The sequence below is a fragment of the Ruegeria sp. R13_0 genome (genome assembly GCF_017743995.1).
GTDB lineage: Bacteria > Pseudomonadota > Alphaproteobacteria > Rhodobacterales > Rhodobacteraceae > Ruegeria.
In genome coordinates this window covers 262,557-277,862 of the sequence record NZ_JAGHRB010000001.1, presented here as the reverse complement: position 1 = coordinate 277,862, position 15,306 = coordinate 262,557, and the positions used below count along the sequence as shown (strand labels likewise).

Genomic DNA, 15,306 nt, shown 5'->3' with positions numbered 1-15,306 from the left:
GTTTCAGAAACAGAACCAAACTGGGGAGTAACCAATGAAAAACCTGATTCTGTCCACCGCAGCACTGGCGCTGACCGCCGGCATCGCAATGGCCGACACCGTCCGAATGGGCACAGAGGGCGCCTACCCTCCGTACAACTTCATCAATGACGCCGGCGAAATCGACGGGTTCGAGCGTGAAGTGGGCGACGAGCTGTGCAAGCGCGCAAACCTGGACTGCGAGTGGGTCAAGAACGACTGGGACTCGATCATTCCGAACCTGGTCTCGGGTAACTACGACACCATCATCGCGGGCATGTCGATCACCGACGAGCGTGATGAAGTTATTGATTTCACTCAAAACTACTTCCCTCCGGCGGCGTCGGCCTATGTTGGCGCATCGGACGGGGTTGACGTAGGCGGCGGCATCGTTGCGGCACAGACTGCAACCATTCAAGCGGGTCACGTAGCTGAATCCGGCGCGACTCTGGTCGAATTCGCGACCCCCGAAGAAACCATCGCAGCCGTGCGTAACGGCGAAGCAGACGCCGTGTTTGCCGACAAGGACTTCCTTGTGCCGATCGTCGAAGAATCGGGCGGTGAGCTGGTATTTGTAGGGGATGACGTCCCGCTGGGCGGCGGTATCGGCCTGGGCATCCGTGAATCCGACGGCGAACTGCGCGGCAAGTTCGACGAAGCCATCACTTCGATGAAAGCGGATGGTTCGCTGAACGAACTGATCGTCAAATGGTTCGGCGAAGGCGTTCCGACCTACAACGCCGACGGCTCTGTCGTTTCCAACTGATCTGCACGAAAAGGTTCGGCGTCTTGAATGCGCCGAACCTGCCCCGGCCTCGCGCCGGAATTGACGTTCGAAAGACGCCACATGTTTTCCTATTGCGCTGATCCCGACACGCTGGGCACGTTCCGCTGGTTTTCGTGCTATTTGACCAACGGCGTGCATTGGTCGTTCTACCTGTCCTTCCTCAAGGTGCTTGGCCTGCTTGCCGTGACCGCTCCGGTCGCGCTGAGCTTCGGCTTTGCGGGCGCTATGGCAGCCAGGTCACATGTCGCGCCGCTCAGCTGGCTGGGTAAAGGGTACATCGCCATCGTGCGCGGCGTCCCGGACATCGCATTTTTTCTGTTTTTCGTCATCGCCCTGGATCAGGCCTTCGAGTGGACGCGCCACCAGGTCATGTGTCCCGAATGGACAGATCCGGTCCGTCAAGGCAATGATTTCATCGTCTGTCAGGCCGCCAAACTGCCCTTGGGCAGCGCCCCGGAATGGGTCCACGAGACCTATGGGTTCTTCTTGGCCGTTGTCACCTTTTCCATCGTTTTTGGCGCGTTTGCGGCCAACGTTCTGTTCGGCGGTATGCGCGCCGTGCCACATGCTCAGCTTGAAACGGCCGAGGCCTATGGCATGACCCGCCGCCAGACATTCTGGCGAATTCTGGTACCGCAGATGTGGGTCTACGCCCTGCCCGGCCTGTCCAACCTGTGGATGGTGCTTATAAAGGCCACCCCGCTTCTGTTCCTGCTGGGCATCGAAGACATCGTCTATTGGGCGCGTGAGTTGGGTGGCACCAAGACGTCACGCTTTACCGATTACCCCCATGGCGACTGGCGTATGTGGTATTTCCTGTTCCTGCTGATCTTCTACCTCGGCATGACCCGCATCTCGGAAATCGTGCTTGAAAAGCTGATGCGCCGCTTGTCCCACGGTCAGGCCACATCCGGCGGAGAGCTGCTGCGCAAGGAGACGACGGCATGAGCTGCATCCAGACGATCCAGGACTACGCCCTGCGCTCTGTCGGGCTTGGCGAACGCCTGCTACCAAAATCTGACTTTACCCTATGCGAACAGTTCACGCTGATTGGCTCGGGTATGATCTGGAATGTCTATTTCGGCATCATGGCCCTGGCGACTGGCTTTTTCCTGGCCACCGCGCTGGCCGTCGGCAAAGCATCTCCGAACAAATGGCTGCGCAAACCCTCGGAATGGTTCATCTTTCTGTTCAGAGGGTCTCCGCTGTTCATCCAGTTCTTTTTTGCCTATTTCTTCTTTCTGTCGCTGAAGAAACCCTATCCGATGTTCGACGCCCTGACGTCGGCCTGGTTGGGTGCGCTGATTGTACTGTTCCTCAACACAGCCGCTTATACGGGTGAGATCTTCTATGGCGCCCTCCGCTCGATCCCCAAGGGTGATATCGAGGCCGCAGATGCCTATGGCATGACCGGCTGGGCTCGCTTCCGCCGGATTGTCTGGCCGACCATGCTGCGACTGGCTTGGCCCGCCTACACTAACGAGGCAATCTTTCTGTTCCACGCGACAACGCTGGTCTTTTTCTCGGCCTTTCCGGCCTGGCAGCAGCGCGGAGACGCCCTGTATTACGCCAGCTATTTCGCGGATAAGACCTTCAACCCGTTCATCCCCTATCCGATTCTGGCCTTCTATTTCATCCTGCTGACGCTGGTCATCATCTGGGGCTTTGGTCTGGTCAACAAGCGACTGAACAGGCACCTGCCCGCTGCTCGGAAAAGCAAGATGAAGTTGCGGCTTAACCTGGCGCGCTGATCTCCAGCGCGCCTGAGCATCAAAATCTATCACTCTAAGCCGCGCTTCCAGCGCGGTTTTTTTGTTCGAAACTTAGGTAGATCGAGGGGAAATGGTACCGCCTCCCTGGCTTGAACAGGGGACCTCTGGATCCACAATCCAGCGCTCTAACCAACTGAGCTAAGGCGGCACTCGTGAGGGGCGATGTACCGAACACGCAACGGGAATGCAAGAGGATTAAAGCCTAATTTTCCAGCTTTGTTCGACAAGATCGACACCGAAAGAATGCACCGGCTTGCTGTCCACCAACTGCCATCCCGTGGACCGGTACAAGGCGCAGGCGGCCTTGTGGCTTTCATGGGTCCAGAGCTGCATTTGCTGGTATCCCGCTGCCTTGGCAAAGCCCATACAAGTGCCAAGAAGCCGCTTTCCCAGCCCCAGACCCCGCGCCTCGGGCACCAGAAGGAACAGGCGCAGTTTTGCGGTCTGCGCGTCGAGTTTGACGCAGAAGATGCTCCCCAATCTTTGGCCTTCTGCCTCGGCGATCCAACCCCTTTCGCACGAAGGGTCATGATCGGCAATAAATCCATCCAGAAAACGCGCGACCAGCGGGGCGAGGCTGTCATCAAACCCCTCATCGCGGGCATAGAGGGTTCCATGACGCTCAACCAGCCAAGGTGCATCCTGGGGCTGAAAAGCCCTGATCCTAACGTTCTCCATACCGTATCAGAGCGCAATGGCGGCTTGATTCTCAACCCCGTGCGCGCTAGCAGGAACGCTCAGTCCCCGGAGGCGCGTATGGGTATCAACACCGAACGAGACATTCAGGCCAACCTTCAGATCGGCCCCACCGATCAGGGTATGGTACGTCTGTTTATCGAGGCCGACGGCCTTGAGATTCCGATGGATTTCGATCCCGAGGAAGCCGAAGAGATCGCAGACGAGCTGCGTGCCGCCGCACAAGCTGCCCTGACCGTCAAAGGCTGAAGTGCGTCACAGCCGCGGGTCGCGCAACGCCTGCAATCGACGCGCGGCATCAGTGGCGAATTTCTGGATCATCTTTTTACGCCGGGCCGGAGGCAGTTTGTCCTCGGGTGCCATGCGAATGATCTCGGCATCATAAGCATCGGCGATGATCAGACCGGTTTCCTGAGGCAAAAGGTCCGTTGGGAATTCGGTATCGACAGCCCAAAAGAATCGATCGCACCACTCCAGATAGCCTTGCCACTTCGCATCTGACTGATAGTCGGCACGGCTGGATTTACACTCGATCACCCAAAGCTCGCCCTTTGGACCCAACCCCATCACATCAACGCGTAACCCTCGCGCCGGCACAAATTCTTCAACGGAAACAAAACCGTGGGCGGTTAGATGGCGCGCGACGCCGCGCGCAAGTTTCTGTCCGGGCTGCAAATCCAGTGTCATGTCCAGAATGTGAACAATTAGTGAACAAAAGTAAAGCCTTCACTCAGTGCTTGACATGATACCATATGGTATCTCATTAATATAATACCAAATGGTATCTTTACCGAGGCGACAAATGCAAACCCTTACCCAAAACGCGTTTCGTGCGCTGGCAGACCCAACCCGTCGGGACATCATCAAACTGCTTGCCTCTCAGGACATGACGATCGGGCAGTTGACGAACCGGTTCGACATGACGAGGGCTGCCGTCAAAAAGCACCTGACGGTCTTGTCTGATGGTGGGCTGATAACGGTGGAAGCCCGCGGCAGAGAACGCATCAACCGAATTGAACCACAGGGCATGGCCCCGGTCTTGGATTGGCTCAGCTACTTTGACCAGTTCTGGGACGACCGCCTCAACTCTCTTAAGGAAGCTATTGAAAGGAATAAAGAATGACGAATGCCGTATTGCAAAAGACGATTTTTCTACGGGCCGATCCAGATACTGTCTGGGCCTATCTGACTGAGCCCGAACGGCTGGCAGAGTGGTTTCACAAACCGGATTGCACGTTGACCAAAGGAAGCAAACTTCAAATGTTCGGGACCACAAGCGGCGACCTGCTGATCTGGGGCGAGGTACGGGAAGCACGTGCCCCTGAATATCTTGAGTACACATTCGCTGTGAAGCCGATGGGAGACGCGGTCAGTCTAGTCAGATGGACTCTGACCCCCGTCGCAGGCGGTACAAAGCTTAGCCTTCAACATGAAGGCCTGCCTCAGGGTGCGGATGCGTTCGGCCTGATCCTTGCGCTCGACAATGGCTGGGATGAGCATTTCGGCAAGATGCGCACGGCGTTGCACGAAACTGTTGATGCCTGACCCCTTGTGTAAACCCGCCGGACGCCCTACGTAGGCGCTTGGCGGGTTCTGCCCTTCTTGTGACTGGTAGCATTCTGGTGGCCTTAAGCAATTCCGAGGGGGCTGGCTCTGTTCAGGTCCTGGCCTGATTACCTGGCGCCCACCTGTACATACAGGTCCTCGGGAATCACACCGCACGGTTGACTGGTGGTCCCGCCACATTTTCCCTGAAATTCAGCGCTCTGCGCGGGCTTCCTGCTTGGCCAATGCGGGCTTGAAGCTGTCCGCCACAGGCGAGCCGCGACGTGGGCCGCCAGGTTTTTCTGCCATGCTCATGATCTTGTAGCCGAATTGGACGCCTGCAAACACGATCCCGTTCATGAACCAGATCATCGCAAGGGCGACCAGACCGATTTCAGAACTGGTAATCAAATGACGGAGGTTTGCCACGTTAAATGCCAGAAGCACCCCGACAAACACGGCCGAGATGACGAAACCCCAGGCGACTTGCGTGATATACAGGTGGATCAGTTTGGGCATGGCGAACCTCATTGCGCTATGACATTCAGGTTAGCGCATGTTTGGCTCGAGTAAAGGTGTCAGAATGCCTCGGGCTGTGCCTCACGGGCCATGTGATCCAGCACGGCGTTGACGAATTTCGGCTCTTTGCCTTCAGGGAAGAAGGCGCGTGCAACGTCGACGAACTCGGTGATGACCACTTTGGGCGGCGTGTCGCTTTGGGTCAGCTCGGCCCCGGCGGCGCGGAACAGCGCCCGCAGGGTTGGATCGATGCGCGAGATCGGCCATTTGGCGACCAGAGCACGGTCGGTCATCTGGTCGATCGGTGCCTGATAGTTCACCGCATTGTCGACCAGCGACCGGAAGACGCTGATATCGCCGTCCAGCATTTCTTCGCCCTCATAGACGGCACCGAACCGGTGATCCAGAAACTCATTCACGACCGCTTCGGTCGTCTGCCCCGATTGCTCCATCTGGAACAGCGCCTGCACGGCATAAAGCCGAGCGGCAGATTTCATCAGGCGTTTCTGGTTGGCCGGTTTCGGCGCGTCTGTCTTGGTCATGCTGTCGTGGATCCGTTGCTGTCGCCCGCCACAAGGATGGACTCGGACGGCGGCTTGAAACCCACGCCCTTTTTGGAAGAGCCCCACTTACGGCTGAGCGCGATCAGATGCAAGGCCGCAGCGGCTGCTCCGCCACCTTTATTCATCTTTTCGGGATTTGCGCGGACTTCGGCCTGATCGTCATTCTCGACGGTCAGGATACCGTTGCCGATGCAAAGCCCCTGCAAGCCCATCAATTGGATCGCACGGCTGGAATCGTTGCAGACGGTTTCATAATGCGTGGTCTCGCCGCGAATGACGCAGCCCAGCGCGACATAGCCGTCGAAATTGCACTGACGGTCGGCCATGGCGATGGCGGTTGGGATCTCAAGCGCGCCGGGAACTTCGACAACCTCACAGGTGCCGCCCGCCGCTTCGATCTCGACCTTCGCGCCCGCAATCAGATTGTCGGCAATCGCGCGATAGAACGGCGCCGCGACGATCAGTAGCTTTACCGGCTTGTCGAAGCTGGGTGTCGGCAGAATGCCATGTTTGTCTTGTTCAGCCATGATCAGTCTTCCTTCAGGATCGGACGGGTGCCAACGATGGACAGCCCAAATGCGTCCAGCCCCAGATATACGGTTTCGGGCGAGTCGGTCAGCAGGACCAGCTCTTGAATGCCCAGTTTAGAGAGTATCTGAGACCCCAGACCGGTTTGCTTGATCGTCCGCGGGCCTTCATCTTCGACCGCGTAGAGCGAGTTGCGCGGCTGACGGAACAGACAGACGACCCCCCGACCCTCTTCCGCGATCTTCTCCATTGCGCGTGGCAATTCACGAGAAGACTTCGGACCGAGGCCCAAGATATCCGGCGCTTCGTGCAGCGCGTGCGTGCGGGTCAGGACAGGCTCGGGCGTGGTGATGTCGCCTTTGATCATGACGACATGTTCGATGCCGTGAAGCTGATCGGTGAACAGGCGCATTTCCCATTCGCCGCCGTATTCCGACGAGACCATCTGACGCGAGGTTTCGACCACGAGGTTGTCATTGCGCGAGCGATAGGTGATCAGGTCGCTGATCGTACCGATCTTCATGTCATGGGTTTTGGCGAACTCGACCAGATCGGGCAGACGGGCCATGGTGCCGTCGGGTTTCATGATCTCACAGATCACGCCTGAGGGGTTCAACCCGGCCAGGCGCGAAATATCCACGGCAGCCTCGGTGTGGCCTGCGCGGACCAACACCCCACCCCGCTTGGCGCGCAAGGGGAAGATGTGGCCCGGTGTTGCGATATGGGCCATGGTGTTTTGTTCATTGATCGCCGTCGCCACGGTCAGCGCGCGATCTGCGGCGGAAATACCGGTCGACACGCCCTCACGCGCTTCGATAGAAACCGTAAACGCCGTTTCGTGGCGGGATGAGTTGTTCACCGCCATCATCGGAAGCGCCAGCGCTTCGACCCGTTCAGCCGTCATCGGCAGGCAGATCAAGCCGCGCCCATGGGTAGCCATGAAATTGATCGCCTCGGCATCGGCAAATTCTGCGGCAATGACCAGATCGCCTTCATTCTCGCGATCTTCATGATCAACGAGGATATACATCCGGCCCGCGCGGGCCTCTTCGATGATATCCTCAATCGGGCTGATCGCGTCGCGCAGCTGGGCCTCGACCGGGCCGGGGGTTTCAAAGCTCATGGGGCAGCCTTTCACAAGAGCATTTCTGCAAGGCGGGATAGACCACCCCGCATCCAAAAGCCAGAGCACAAACGGCCTGAGCGGGCTCAGACGCGACGTATTCTAACGCTCAGACGGTCTCGGCCAGGCGGGCGACGTAGCGGGCGAGAGTGTCGATTTCCAGATTCACCCGATCCCCCACGGCGACATCACCCCATGTGGTGACCTCTTTGGTGTGAGGGATGAAGTTGATGCCGAAATCGCACCCTTCGACATCATTTACCGTCAGAGACGTCCCGTTCAACGCAACCGAGCCTTTGGGAGCAATGAAGCGCGCCAAATCCTTGGGCGCGCGCAAGGTGACCCGCGTGCTGTCGCCTTCGTCGCGCAGATCGACAACTTCGGCAACGCCATCCACATGGCCCGACACGATGTGACCGCCAAGTTCGTCGCCAACTTTCAACGCACGCTCAAGGTTGACGCGCTTGCCCAGCGCCCAGCTGTTGAGGTTGGTTTTCGAGACGGTCTCGGCGCTGATCTGAACGTCATACCAATCATCGCCCAGCGCAATCACGGTCAGACAAACGCCATCGCTTGCAATCGATGCGCCAATGTCAATCGAGGCCGTGTCATAGCTCGTCTGGATACGCGCACGCAGGTCGCCTTGCTGGTCCAGCTCGGTCACTGTTCCGATATCGGTCACGATCCCTGTAAACATTCCGTCAACCCTCGCGTTCTACCCTGTCTCAGACTATCAGGGCCGAGGTAAGCTGATCCGCGCCGCCCGGCAAGCCCAACCTTGCCGAGAAACCCTCAGGCGGGCATAGTTTCGACAAGAATATTGGCTAAATCGCGCAGATGCACCACCCAGACCCACACGCTGACCCTCGGGTCTTTCTGTTCCTGCAAGGCCCGCATGGCCCGTTTTTCAACGCGTTGGGCCGGATGCTGCGTGCCTCGGGGGCGCAGACATGGCGTGTTGGCTTCAACGCGGGTGATCAGGCGTTCTGGTTCGACAGGAAAAGCTACATCCCCTATCGCGACGCGCCAGTACACTGGCCCGAAGTGCTACAGGCGCTGATCGCCGAGAAACAAGTGACAGACATCGTTCTCTACGGTGACACCCGCCCGATTCACGCCAACGCCGTCAGGATCGCCAAGACACGAGGCATCACCGTGCATGTGTTCGAGGAAGGCTACCTGCGCCCATGGTGGGTCACCTATGAGCGCGACGGCTCAAACGGCAATTCGCGGCTGATGTCTCTGGATCTGGACCAAATGGCGCAGGCCCTGTCGCATTCGGGCGGGCACGCGCCGCCGCCGCCGTCCCATTGGGGAGATATGCGCCAACACATTTTCTACGGCGCGCTCTACCACTGGTTCGTGCTGTTTCTGAACGGGCGCTATCGCAATTTCAGACCGCACCGTGCGCTGCCGGTTTCGAAAGAATTCCGCCTTTATTTCAAACGCCTTATGCTGATGCCCTTCCACCGGCTGCAACGAAGTCTGGCCACGGCGCGGGTACGTAGCGGGGCCTTTCCTTATCACCTTGTACTTTTGCAATTGGGGCATGACAGCTCGGTCCAGTCCCATTCAGACTATTCGGGAATGTGTGCTTTTTTAGAACAAATGATGGAGGGCTTCGCCAAGGGCGCCCCCGCACATCATCATCTGGTCATTAAGGAACATCCGCTTGAGAACCACCGCGAACCCCTCCGCCGCCGCGTTCGGGATTTGGCGGTCAGATTCGGGATAAATGGCCGGGTGCATTACGTCCCCGGCGGCAAACTGGCGAAACTGCTGGATGATGCCAGCTCGGCCGTGACCATCAACTCGACCGCCGGGCAGCAGGTGCTGTGGCGCGGCATCCCCCTGCGGATTTTTGGTCGCGCGGTCTATGACAAGCCGGAACTTGTGTCGCAACAGGAGGTTAGTCGTTTCTTCGCCGCCCCTGAGTTGCCCGATGTTGAGGCCTATCAGCTCTATCGACGGTTTCTGCTGGAAACCAGTCAGGTTCCGGGCGGCTACTACTCCAGACGCGGACGTCGGCAATTGCTGCGCCGCGCTGTCGATATGATGCTGAGGGCTGATGATCCCTATCAGGCCGCGCTGTCCGACGACGCGGCCCCAGAGCCACAGTTGAAAATCGTTGAGTAGACGCGGCCATCCTGCTCTGGAAGTTGTAGCGGTAAAAGAGTAGCTTTCCGAAAAACAAGCAGAACTGAGGTTATCGGCAGTGCATCGCTTTCCAATCCGTTGGGTACGGGGGGTCGCCCTTGTGACCTCGCTCGTCACTCTGAGTGCATGCCAGTTGCCCAAGGCGGGCCCTAACAAGAACGAGATTCTCGCGGGCTCCGTCAACAATGGCGGCAATGCGTTTGTGGTCGAAGTCGACGACCGCGTGTCGCGGGCCACATCGTCCGTGCCGCAGTTTGGATTCTCTTCCTCCTTTACCTCAGCCCCGTCGCTGACCGCAGATACCGTGCGCCCAGGGGACGTTTTGGGCCTGACGATCTGGGAAAACGTCGATGACGGGTTGCTGGCTGGCGAAACGGGGGCCTCGACCGCGCTGGAAGAGGTTCAGGTCGACAGCGAAGGCTTCATTTTCGTCCCCTACGCGGGCCGTTTGCGTGCCGCGGGTAATACTCCCGAAGAGTTGCGCGGGTTGATTACCGATGAGCTGGAAGAACAAACCCCCGACCCTCAGGTCGAAGTGCGCCGCCTGGCCGGAGACGGCTCGACCGTTTCACTGACCGGCACCATTGGCGCCCCTGGTATTTATCCAATCGAACGCCCCACCCGCACCCTGCTTGGCATGCTGTCTCAGGCCGGAGGGGTTTCAGTGGCCTCCGATATCGCTCTGGTCACCCTGATCCGGGGCGATCAACGCGGGACAGTCTGGTACGAGGACCTGTTCCGCAATCCCAAGCTGGATGTCGCGCTGCGCGGCGGCGACCGCATTCTGGTTGAGGAGGACAGCCGCTCATACATCGCGCTTGGCGCAACCGGTGGGCAATCGCGCGTCGCATTCGACAGTCAGGATCTGTCCGCACTTGAGGCTCTGGCTCAGGTTGGGGGGTTGGTATCCGTCTCATCCGATCCAACCGGCATTTTTATCCTGCGCCGCGAACGTCAGGACGTCGCGCGCCAGGTAATGGGGCGTCCGGATCTGCAGGGCGATCAGCGCATGATCTATCTGCTGAACCTGACCGCACCCAATGGCCTGTTCATTGCGCGTGATTTCGTGATCCGCGACGATGACACGATCTATGTGACCGAGGCACCCTATGCGCAGTGGACCAAGTCGATCTCTCTGATCGCCGGGGGCCTGACGCCGGTTGCAAATGTCGCCACCTTGACCGGCAACTAAACCATGACCCTTGGGGACCCCACCGCAACTGGCGCGGCGCGGTCCCGGGCGTTTGTCTACAATGGCGGGTTTCTGACCAACCGGCGCATCCGGCGCATTCTATCCCTTTCGGGATATGACATCCGGCTGGGCCTGCCCCGCCCCGAGGACACTGTAGCCATCTGGGGCAACAGCCCTACCGCCCATCGCGGGCGACGTATCGCTCAGAACCGGGGCACCCCTTTGCTGCGGGTCGAGGATGCCTTTCTACGATCTCTCCATCCCGGCCGCGAGGGCGAGCCGCCTCTGGGTCTGCTTCTGGATCGCTCGGGCCTGCACTTTGATCCGGCCCAACCGTCCGATCTGGAAACGCTTCTGGCGACACATCCGCTGGATGATACTGCACTTCTGAACCGCGCGCGTGGCGCGATTGAGCGCCTGAAGGAACTGAACCTCAGCAAATATTCCGCCTTTGACCCCGACGCGCCGATCCCCGACCCTGGCTATGTGCTGGTGATTGATCAGACGGTCGGCGATGCCTCAGTCACGGCCAGCCGAGGGGACCGCGCCCGGTTTCTTGAGATGTTGGTGATCGCGCAGGAAGAAAATCCCGGGATGCCGGTTCTGATCAAGACCCATCCCGAAACACTGGCTGGTCACCGCACCGGGCACTACACCGAACAGGACCTCTCGGATCGCGTTTCCTTCGTTGCGGAGAACATCAGCCCTTGGCCGCTGTTGGACGGTGCGGTCAGTGTCTATACGCTCTCGTCGCAAATGGGGTTCGAGGCCATTCTCGCCGGTCACAAACCCCGCGTTTTCGGGCAACCCTTCTATGCCGGCTGGGGTTTAACGCAGGACGAAGACCCCGTTCAACGCAGGCAACGCAATCTGACGCGCGCTCAATTGTTTGCTGCCGCGATGATGCTCTACCCCGTTTGGTATGATCCCTTTCGGAACCAGTTGTGTGAGCTAGAGGTCGTGCTGGATACGCTTGAGGCGCAGACCCGCGCGTGGCGGCAAGACCGTTTGGGATGGACCGCGTCGGGCATGCGGATGTGGAAGCGTAAGCATCTGCAAGCCATGTTTGGCCAGCACCAGAAGATTCGGTTTTTGCCGTCGCCACCTACCCCATCCGCCCGCCCCCATATGGTCTGGGCCAATCAATCCCGCGAGGCCGAGGGTAGTGTCACCCGTATCGAGGACGGCTTTCTCCGCTCACGCGGATTGGGAGCCCATCTTGTGCCACCCCTGTCGCTGGTGACGGATGATCTGGGGATCTACTACGACCCGACCCAAACCAGCCGCTTGGAAGAATGGATATCCAAGCGCGAGACCCTTCGTCCGGATCAGGAATACCGGGCCGAGCGTGTGATCTCGGCCCTCGTGTCCAAAGGGCTGAGCAAATACAACACCGGCGGCACTGCGCCGCCTCTGCCCAAAGGGCATCGCATTCTGGTGCCGGGGCAGGTCGAGGATGACGCCTCCATCCTGCTGGGCACCAGCACCGTCCGCACCAATCTGGACCTGCTGCGCGAGGTTCGGGCTGCCAATCCCGATGCCGTGGTGATTTACAAACCCCATCCGGATGTCGAAGCTGGCCTGCGTTCGGGCCGGATCGACACCGAGGGGTTGGCGGATGTGATCGCGACTGAGACCCACCCGTCAACCTTGCTGTCTGAGGTGCAGGAGGTCTGGACCATGACCTCGCTTTTAGGGTTCGAGGCGCTGCTGCGCGGCATTCCGGTGACAACTTTTGGCGCGCCCTTCTACGCTGGGTGGGGCCTGACCACCGACCTGGGCAGCGTCCCAGCCCGTCGCGGCGCACGCCCGTCCCTGCTGGGTTTGGTGCATGCGAGCCTGATCGACTATCCCCGCTATCTGGACCCGGTGACCGGCGTACCCTGCCCTGTGGAAACCGCCATCGAACGGCTGGCCCATGGGCAGCCCCCCAAACGCGGGCCGCTCAATCGCGCCTTGTCAAAGCTACAGGGTGCGTTTTCCACCCATGCCCATCTCTGGCGGCGCTAGATCGTTGCACGTGCCCAACGGTGTAATACGTCGCCACCGACCGGGCGCGCCTCGATCAACTCGAACCGAGGGGCGCTGTCCAGTTTTTCCAGCCCCAATGCGCCAATCGCCGAAAGGCCCTCGGCGCCGATGGTCAAGCCAGCAGTGAAACCGACAAGCTCATCGACCAGATCCTGCGCCAGCAGAGACGCCGCCAAAGCCGAGCCGCCTTCGCAAAAGACACTTGTCAGACCCTCCTGGCCCAGCTGCTGCAGCAGGTCGCGCGCATCAACCTGATGGTCGTGCAACGCACAAGGCAACAGCCGCGCGCCCAAGCCTTCCCACGTGCGGGCGCGCTCGGCGTCGGGATGCGGGCCATGACATAGCCAGACGGGCGTTTTTGAGGCCGTACGCGCCAGCTGGCCCATCAAGGGCAAGTCCAGATGGCGCGAGACAACCACGCGCACCGGCTGACGCTCTATCCCTAAATCCCGAACCGTCAGCGAGGGATCATCCGCGCGCGCCGTGCCAGCGCCGACCATGACGGCATCGTGCCGGGCGCGCATCGCGTGCACCTCGCGCCGCGCGGATGGTCCGGTGATCCACTGACTGTGTCCGGTGGACGTAGCTATCCGTCCGTCAAAACTGTTGGCCAGTTTCAACGTCACAAAAGGACGGCCCTGTTCGGTTTTCAGAAAGAACCCGGCCAGATCACGCTCGGCCTCTTGCGCCAGCACGCCGGTTTCAACCTCGATCCCGGCCTCGCGCAGCATGGCGAAGCCCTGCCCGGAAACCCGAGGATCGCTATCTTCGATCGCCGCAACAACGCGGGCCACACCGGCCGAGATCAACGCCCCGGCACAAGGGGGTGTCTTGCCGTAGTGGGCGCATGGCTCCAGCGAGACATAGGCCGTGGCCCCTTTTGCATGTGCGCGCGCTTGCGCCAAAGCCTCAGGCTCTGCATGGGGACGCCCGCCGGGTTGAGTCCACCCTCGCCCAACAATCCGCCCATCGCGCACGATAACGCACCCGACAGCCGGGTTGGGCCAGCACGACCCTTGTCCGCGCCGACCCAAAGACAAGGCCAGCGCCATAAATCGCTTATCTGTTTCGCTCACTCGTCCGTCGGAGGCTGCGGCGGGCGCAGTTCATGGACAAACTCCTCGAAATCATCGGCCGCCTGGAAATTCTTGTACACACTCGCAAAGCGAACATAGGCGACGGTGTCGATCCGCGCCAGAGCTTCCATGACGATCTCGCCAATTCTGTTGGACGGAATATCGGTGTCGCCCATGCTTTCCAGACGCCGTACAATGCCCGAGATCATCTGATCAATCCGTTCAGGATCAACCGGGCGCTTCTGCATCGAGATACGGATCGAACGTTCCAGCTTATCGCGGTCAAAGTCCTCGCGTTTTCCGTTGGTTTTGATCACCACCAGATCGCGCAGCTGGACCCGTTCATAGGTCGTAAAACGCCCTCCACAGGCCGGGCAAAACCGACGTCGGCGTATTGCAACGTGATCCTCTGCCGGGCGTGAATCTTTCACCTGAGTGTCGATATTTCCGCAAAACGGGCAGCGCATCCGCCGTCTCCTCGTCCCTAGCTGGCCTCTTTTGTAAGCACTTTGGCTTACTTATCCACAACTATAGGGCAGCCGCTAGGATTTGGGTAGTCGGAATTTTGCACCCCAAAATAAAGGGTCAGGACAGATGTGCCGCGACCAGCCGCCGATGCGGGGCGCGGCGGTGTTCAAACAGGTAAATCCCCTGCCAAGTTCCCAATACCATCTGCCCCTGACGGATGGGAATGGACAAGGACACCGGCATCATCGCCGCCTTGATATGGGCTGGCATGTCATCCGGCCCTTCGTAGGTATGGCGCAAGTAAGTCATTGAGGGATGATCAGACGGAGGCACAAGACGTTCAAAAAACGCATGCAAATCCGTCTGCACCTCGGGGTCTGCGTTCTCTTGCACCAGCAAAGAACAGGAGGTGTGCCTGACAAACAGCGTCAGGACACCATCCCGTTCAAACGAACTAAGCCAACCTGCAACCTGTGACGTGAACTCGTACAAGCCGGGCCCATCGGTCTGGAGCGCGAATTCCGTCTGCATTGCGCGTTCGACCTCTGGTCTTACCTGTTGAAAATCGGCCGGCGACCGCACCGCGCGTTTGCACTCTGTACGGACATGCTGGAACCAAATTTGAAGGGGCCACGTGAGCTGCCGGATTGCGCGGATGCATCAGCCGAAGGTGGCTTTAGCGAAAACTGCACGGCCGTTCTACGCCCGGTTGTCACACTAGGACCATAGCCCCGTAGCACATAGATTGGGTCCTGCCATCCCGCCCCAAGTCCACGGCGTGCAAAATCTGCAGCCGCGCACCAATATCCATCCGTATCATCCCTGCTACGG

At 59.4% G+C, this 15,306-nt stretch carries 19 protein-coding genes and 1 tRNA gene; 9 read left to right on the top strand and 11 right to left on the bottom strand.

Features of this window, described 5'->3' with window-relative positions; translation table 11 throughout:
- Nucleotides 1-34: 34 nt before the first annotated feature.
- The 3 genes from J7394_RS01340 to J7394_RS01330 all read left to right on the top strand — a co-directional run bounded on the left by J7394_RS01340 (nucleotide 35) and on the right by J7394_RS01330 (nucleotide 2,556).
- Nucleotides 35-784, top strand: coding sequence for a transporter substrate-binding domain-containing protein (locus J7394_RS01340; RefSeq protein ID WP_209250412.1), 750 nt, complete (start codon nucleotides 35-37; stop codon nucleotides 782-784).
- An 81-nt stretch (nucleotides 785-865) separates the two neighbouring features.
- A complete protein-coding gene (locus tag J7394_RS01335; protein WP_209250410.1) occupies nucleotides 866-1,753 on the top strand; it encodes an ABC transporter permease in 888 nt (295 codons plus the stop codon).
- Entirely contained in the window at nucleotides 1,750-2,556 is an 807-nt protein-coding gene (locus J7394_RS01330; RefSeq protein WP_170470205.1) for an ABC transporter permease, read from the top strand. Before J7394_RS01335 ends, J7394_RS01330 begins: the two co-directional genes overlap by 4 nt.
- Before the next feature lie 92 nt (nucleotides 2,557-2,648).
- Here J7394_RS01330 and J7394_RS01325 read toward each other — a convergent pair.
- A tRNA-His gene (locus J7394_RS01325) sits at nucleotides 2,649-2,725 on the bottom strand.
- Between the two features lie 47 nt (nucleotides 2,726-2,772).
- A complete protein-coding gene (locus J7394_RS01320) occupies nucleotides 2,773-3,255 on the bottom strand; it encodes a GNAT family N-acetyltransferase (RefSeq protein ID WP_209250408.1) in 483 nt (160 codons plus the stop codon).
- A gap of 78 nt (nucleotides 3,256-3,333) precedes the next feature.
- Between J7394_RS01320 and J7394_RS01315 the strand changes: the two genes are divergently transcribed.
- Nucleotides 3,334-3,522 (top strand): DUF6324 family protein, encoded by a 189-nt coding sequence (locus J7394_RS01315; protein ID WP_209250406.1) that lies wholly within the window; start codon nucleotides 3,334-3,336, stop codon nucleotides 3,520-3,522.
- A 6-nt stretch (nucleotides 3,523-3,528) separates the two neighbouring features.
- Here the strand turns inward: J7394_RS01315 and J7394_RS01310 are convergent, their stop codons facing one another.
- Nucleotides 3,529-3,960: an MmcB family DNA repair protein gene (locus J7394_RS01310; protein WP_170718233.1), complete on the bottom strand. Its 432-nt coding sequence runs from the start codon at nucleotides 3,958-3,960 to the stop codon at nucleotides 3,529-3,531.
- Between the two features lie 115 nt (nucleotides 3,961-4,075).
- Here J7394_RS01310 and J7394_RS01305 point away from each other — a divergent pair, with 115 nt between their 5' ends.
- Both J7394_RS01305 and J7394_RS01300 read left to right on the top strand, forming a co-directional pair.
- The gene (locus tag J7394_RS01305) at nucleotides 4,076-4,396 is read left to right on the top strand and encodes a helix-turn-helix transcriptional regulator (RefSeq protein WP_170677532.1); all 321 of its coding nucleotides are present in this window, start codon (nucleotides 4,076-4,078) and stop codon (nucleotides 4,394-4,396) included.
- Entirely contained in the window at nucleotides 4,393-4,818 is a 426-nt protein-coding gene (locus J7394_RS01300) for an SRPBCC domain-containing protein (RefSeq protein ID WP_209250405.1), read from the top strand. The genes J7394_RS01305 and J7394_RS01300 overlap by 4 nt, the downstream gene beginning before the upstream one ends.
- Nucleotides 4,819-5,031: 213 nt before the next feature.
- On the opposite strand, the gene J7394_RS01295 is transcribed toward J7394_RS01300, so the two are convergent.
- From J7394_RS01295 to J7394_RS01275, 5 genes are all read right to left on the bottom strand, one after another.
- Complete coding sequence (locus J7394_RS01295; protein ID WP_209250404.1) at nucleotides 5,032-5,337, bottom strand: hypothetical protein; 306 nt, start codon at nucleotides 5,335-5,337, stop codon at nucleotides 5,032-5,034.
- A gap of 59 nt (nucleotides 5,338-5,396) precedes the next feature.
- A complete protein-coding gene (nusB, locus tag J7394_RS01290) occupies nucleotides 5,397-5,879 on the bottom strand; it encodes a transcription antitermination factor NusB (protein WP_209250403.1) in 483 nt (160 codons plus the stop codon).
- Entirely contained in the window at nucleotides 5,876-6,427 is a 552-nt protein-coding gene (locus tag J7394_RS01285) for a 6,7-dimethyl-8-ribityllumazine synthase (RefSeq protein WP_209250402.1), read from the bottom strand. The genes nusB and J7394_RS01285 overlap by 4 nt, the downstream gene beginning before the upstream one ends.
- 2 nt (nucleotides 6,428-6,429) lie before the next feature.
- A complete protein-coding gene (gene ribB / locus J7394_RS01280) occupies nucleotides 6,430-7,551 on the bottom strand; it encodes a 3,4-dihydroxy-2-butanone-4-phosphate synthase (protein ID WP_209250401.1) in 1,122 nt (373 codons plus the stop codon).
- A gap of 109 nt (nucleotides 7,552-7,660) precedes the next feature.
- Nucleotides 7,661-8,248, bottom strand: a complete 588-nt coding sequence (locus J7394_RS01275; RefSeq protein WP_170470232.1) for a riboflavin synthase — start codon at nucleotides 8,246-8,248, stop codon at nucleotides 7,661-7,663.
- A gap of 140 nt (nucleotides 8,249-8,388) precedes the next feature.
- On the opposite strand from J7394_RS01275, the gene J7394_RS01270 reads away from it, so the two are divergent.
- The 3 genes from J7394_RS01270 to J7394_RS01260 all read left to right on the top strand — a co-directional run bounded on the left by J7394_RS01270 (nucleotide 8,389) and on the right by J7394_RS01260 (nucleotide 12,910).
- Nucleotides 8,389-9,687, top strand: coding sequence for a capsule biosynthesis protein (locus tag J7394_RS01270; RefSeq protein ID WP_209250400.1), 1,299 nt, complete (start codon nucleotides 8,389-8,391; stop codon nucleotides 9,685-9,687).
- A 121-nt stretch (nucleotides 9,688-9,808) separates the two neighbouring features.
- On the top strand, nucleotides 9,809-10,900 hold the full coding sequence (locus tag J7394_RS01265; RefSeq protein WP_371811909.1) for a polysaccharide biosynthesis/export family protein: 1,092 nt from the start codon (nucleotides 9,809-9,811) through the stop codon (nucleotides 10,898-10,900).
- 3 nt (nucleotides 10,901-10,903) lie between these two features.
- Nucleotides 10,904-12,910, top strand: a complete 2,007-nt coding sequence (locus J7394_RS01260) for a capsular polysaccharide biosynthesis protein (protein ID WP_209250397.1) — start codon at nucleotides 10,904-10,906, stop codon at nucleotides 12,908-12,910.
- On the opposite strand, the gene ribD is transcribed toward J7394_RS01260, so the two are convergent.
- From ribD to J7394_RS01245, 3 genes are all read right to left on the bottom strand, one after another.
- Nucleotides 12,907-14,007 carry a bifunctional diaminohydroxyphosphoribosylaminopyrimidine deaminase/5-amino-6-(5-phosphoribosylamino)uracil reductase RibD gene (gene ribD / locus J7394_RS01255; protein WP_209250395.1) on the bottom strand — a complete coding sequence of 367 codons (1,101 nt, stop codon included), beginning with the start codon at nucleotides 14,005-14,007 and terminating at the stop codon, nucleotides 12,907-12,909. The two genes, J7394_RS01260 and ribD, sit on opposite strands and share 4 nt — an antisense overlap.
- Nucleotides 14,004-14,474: a transcriptional regulator NrdR gene (gene nrdR, locus J7394_RS01250; RefSeq protein ID WP_170478243.1), complete on the bottom strand. Its 471-nt coding sequence runs from the start codon at nucleotides 14,472-14,474 to the stop codon at nucleotides 14,004-14,006. Before nrdR ends, ribD begins: the two co-directional genes overlap by 4 nt.
- A 118-nt stretch (nucleotides 14,475-14,592) precedes the next feature.
- Nucleotides 14,593-15,006, bottom strand: coding sequence for a secondary thiamine-phosphate synthase enzyme YjbQ (locus J7394_RS01245; protein ID WP_209250393.1), 414 nt, complete (start codon nucleotides 15,004-15,006; stop codon nucleotides 14,593-14,595).
- Between the last annotated feature and the right edge of the window lie 300 nt (nucleotides 15,007-15,306).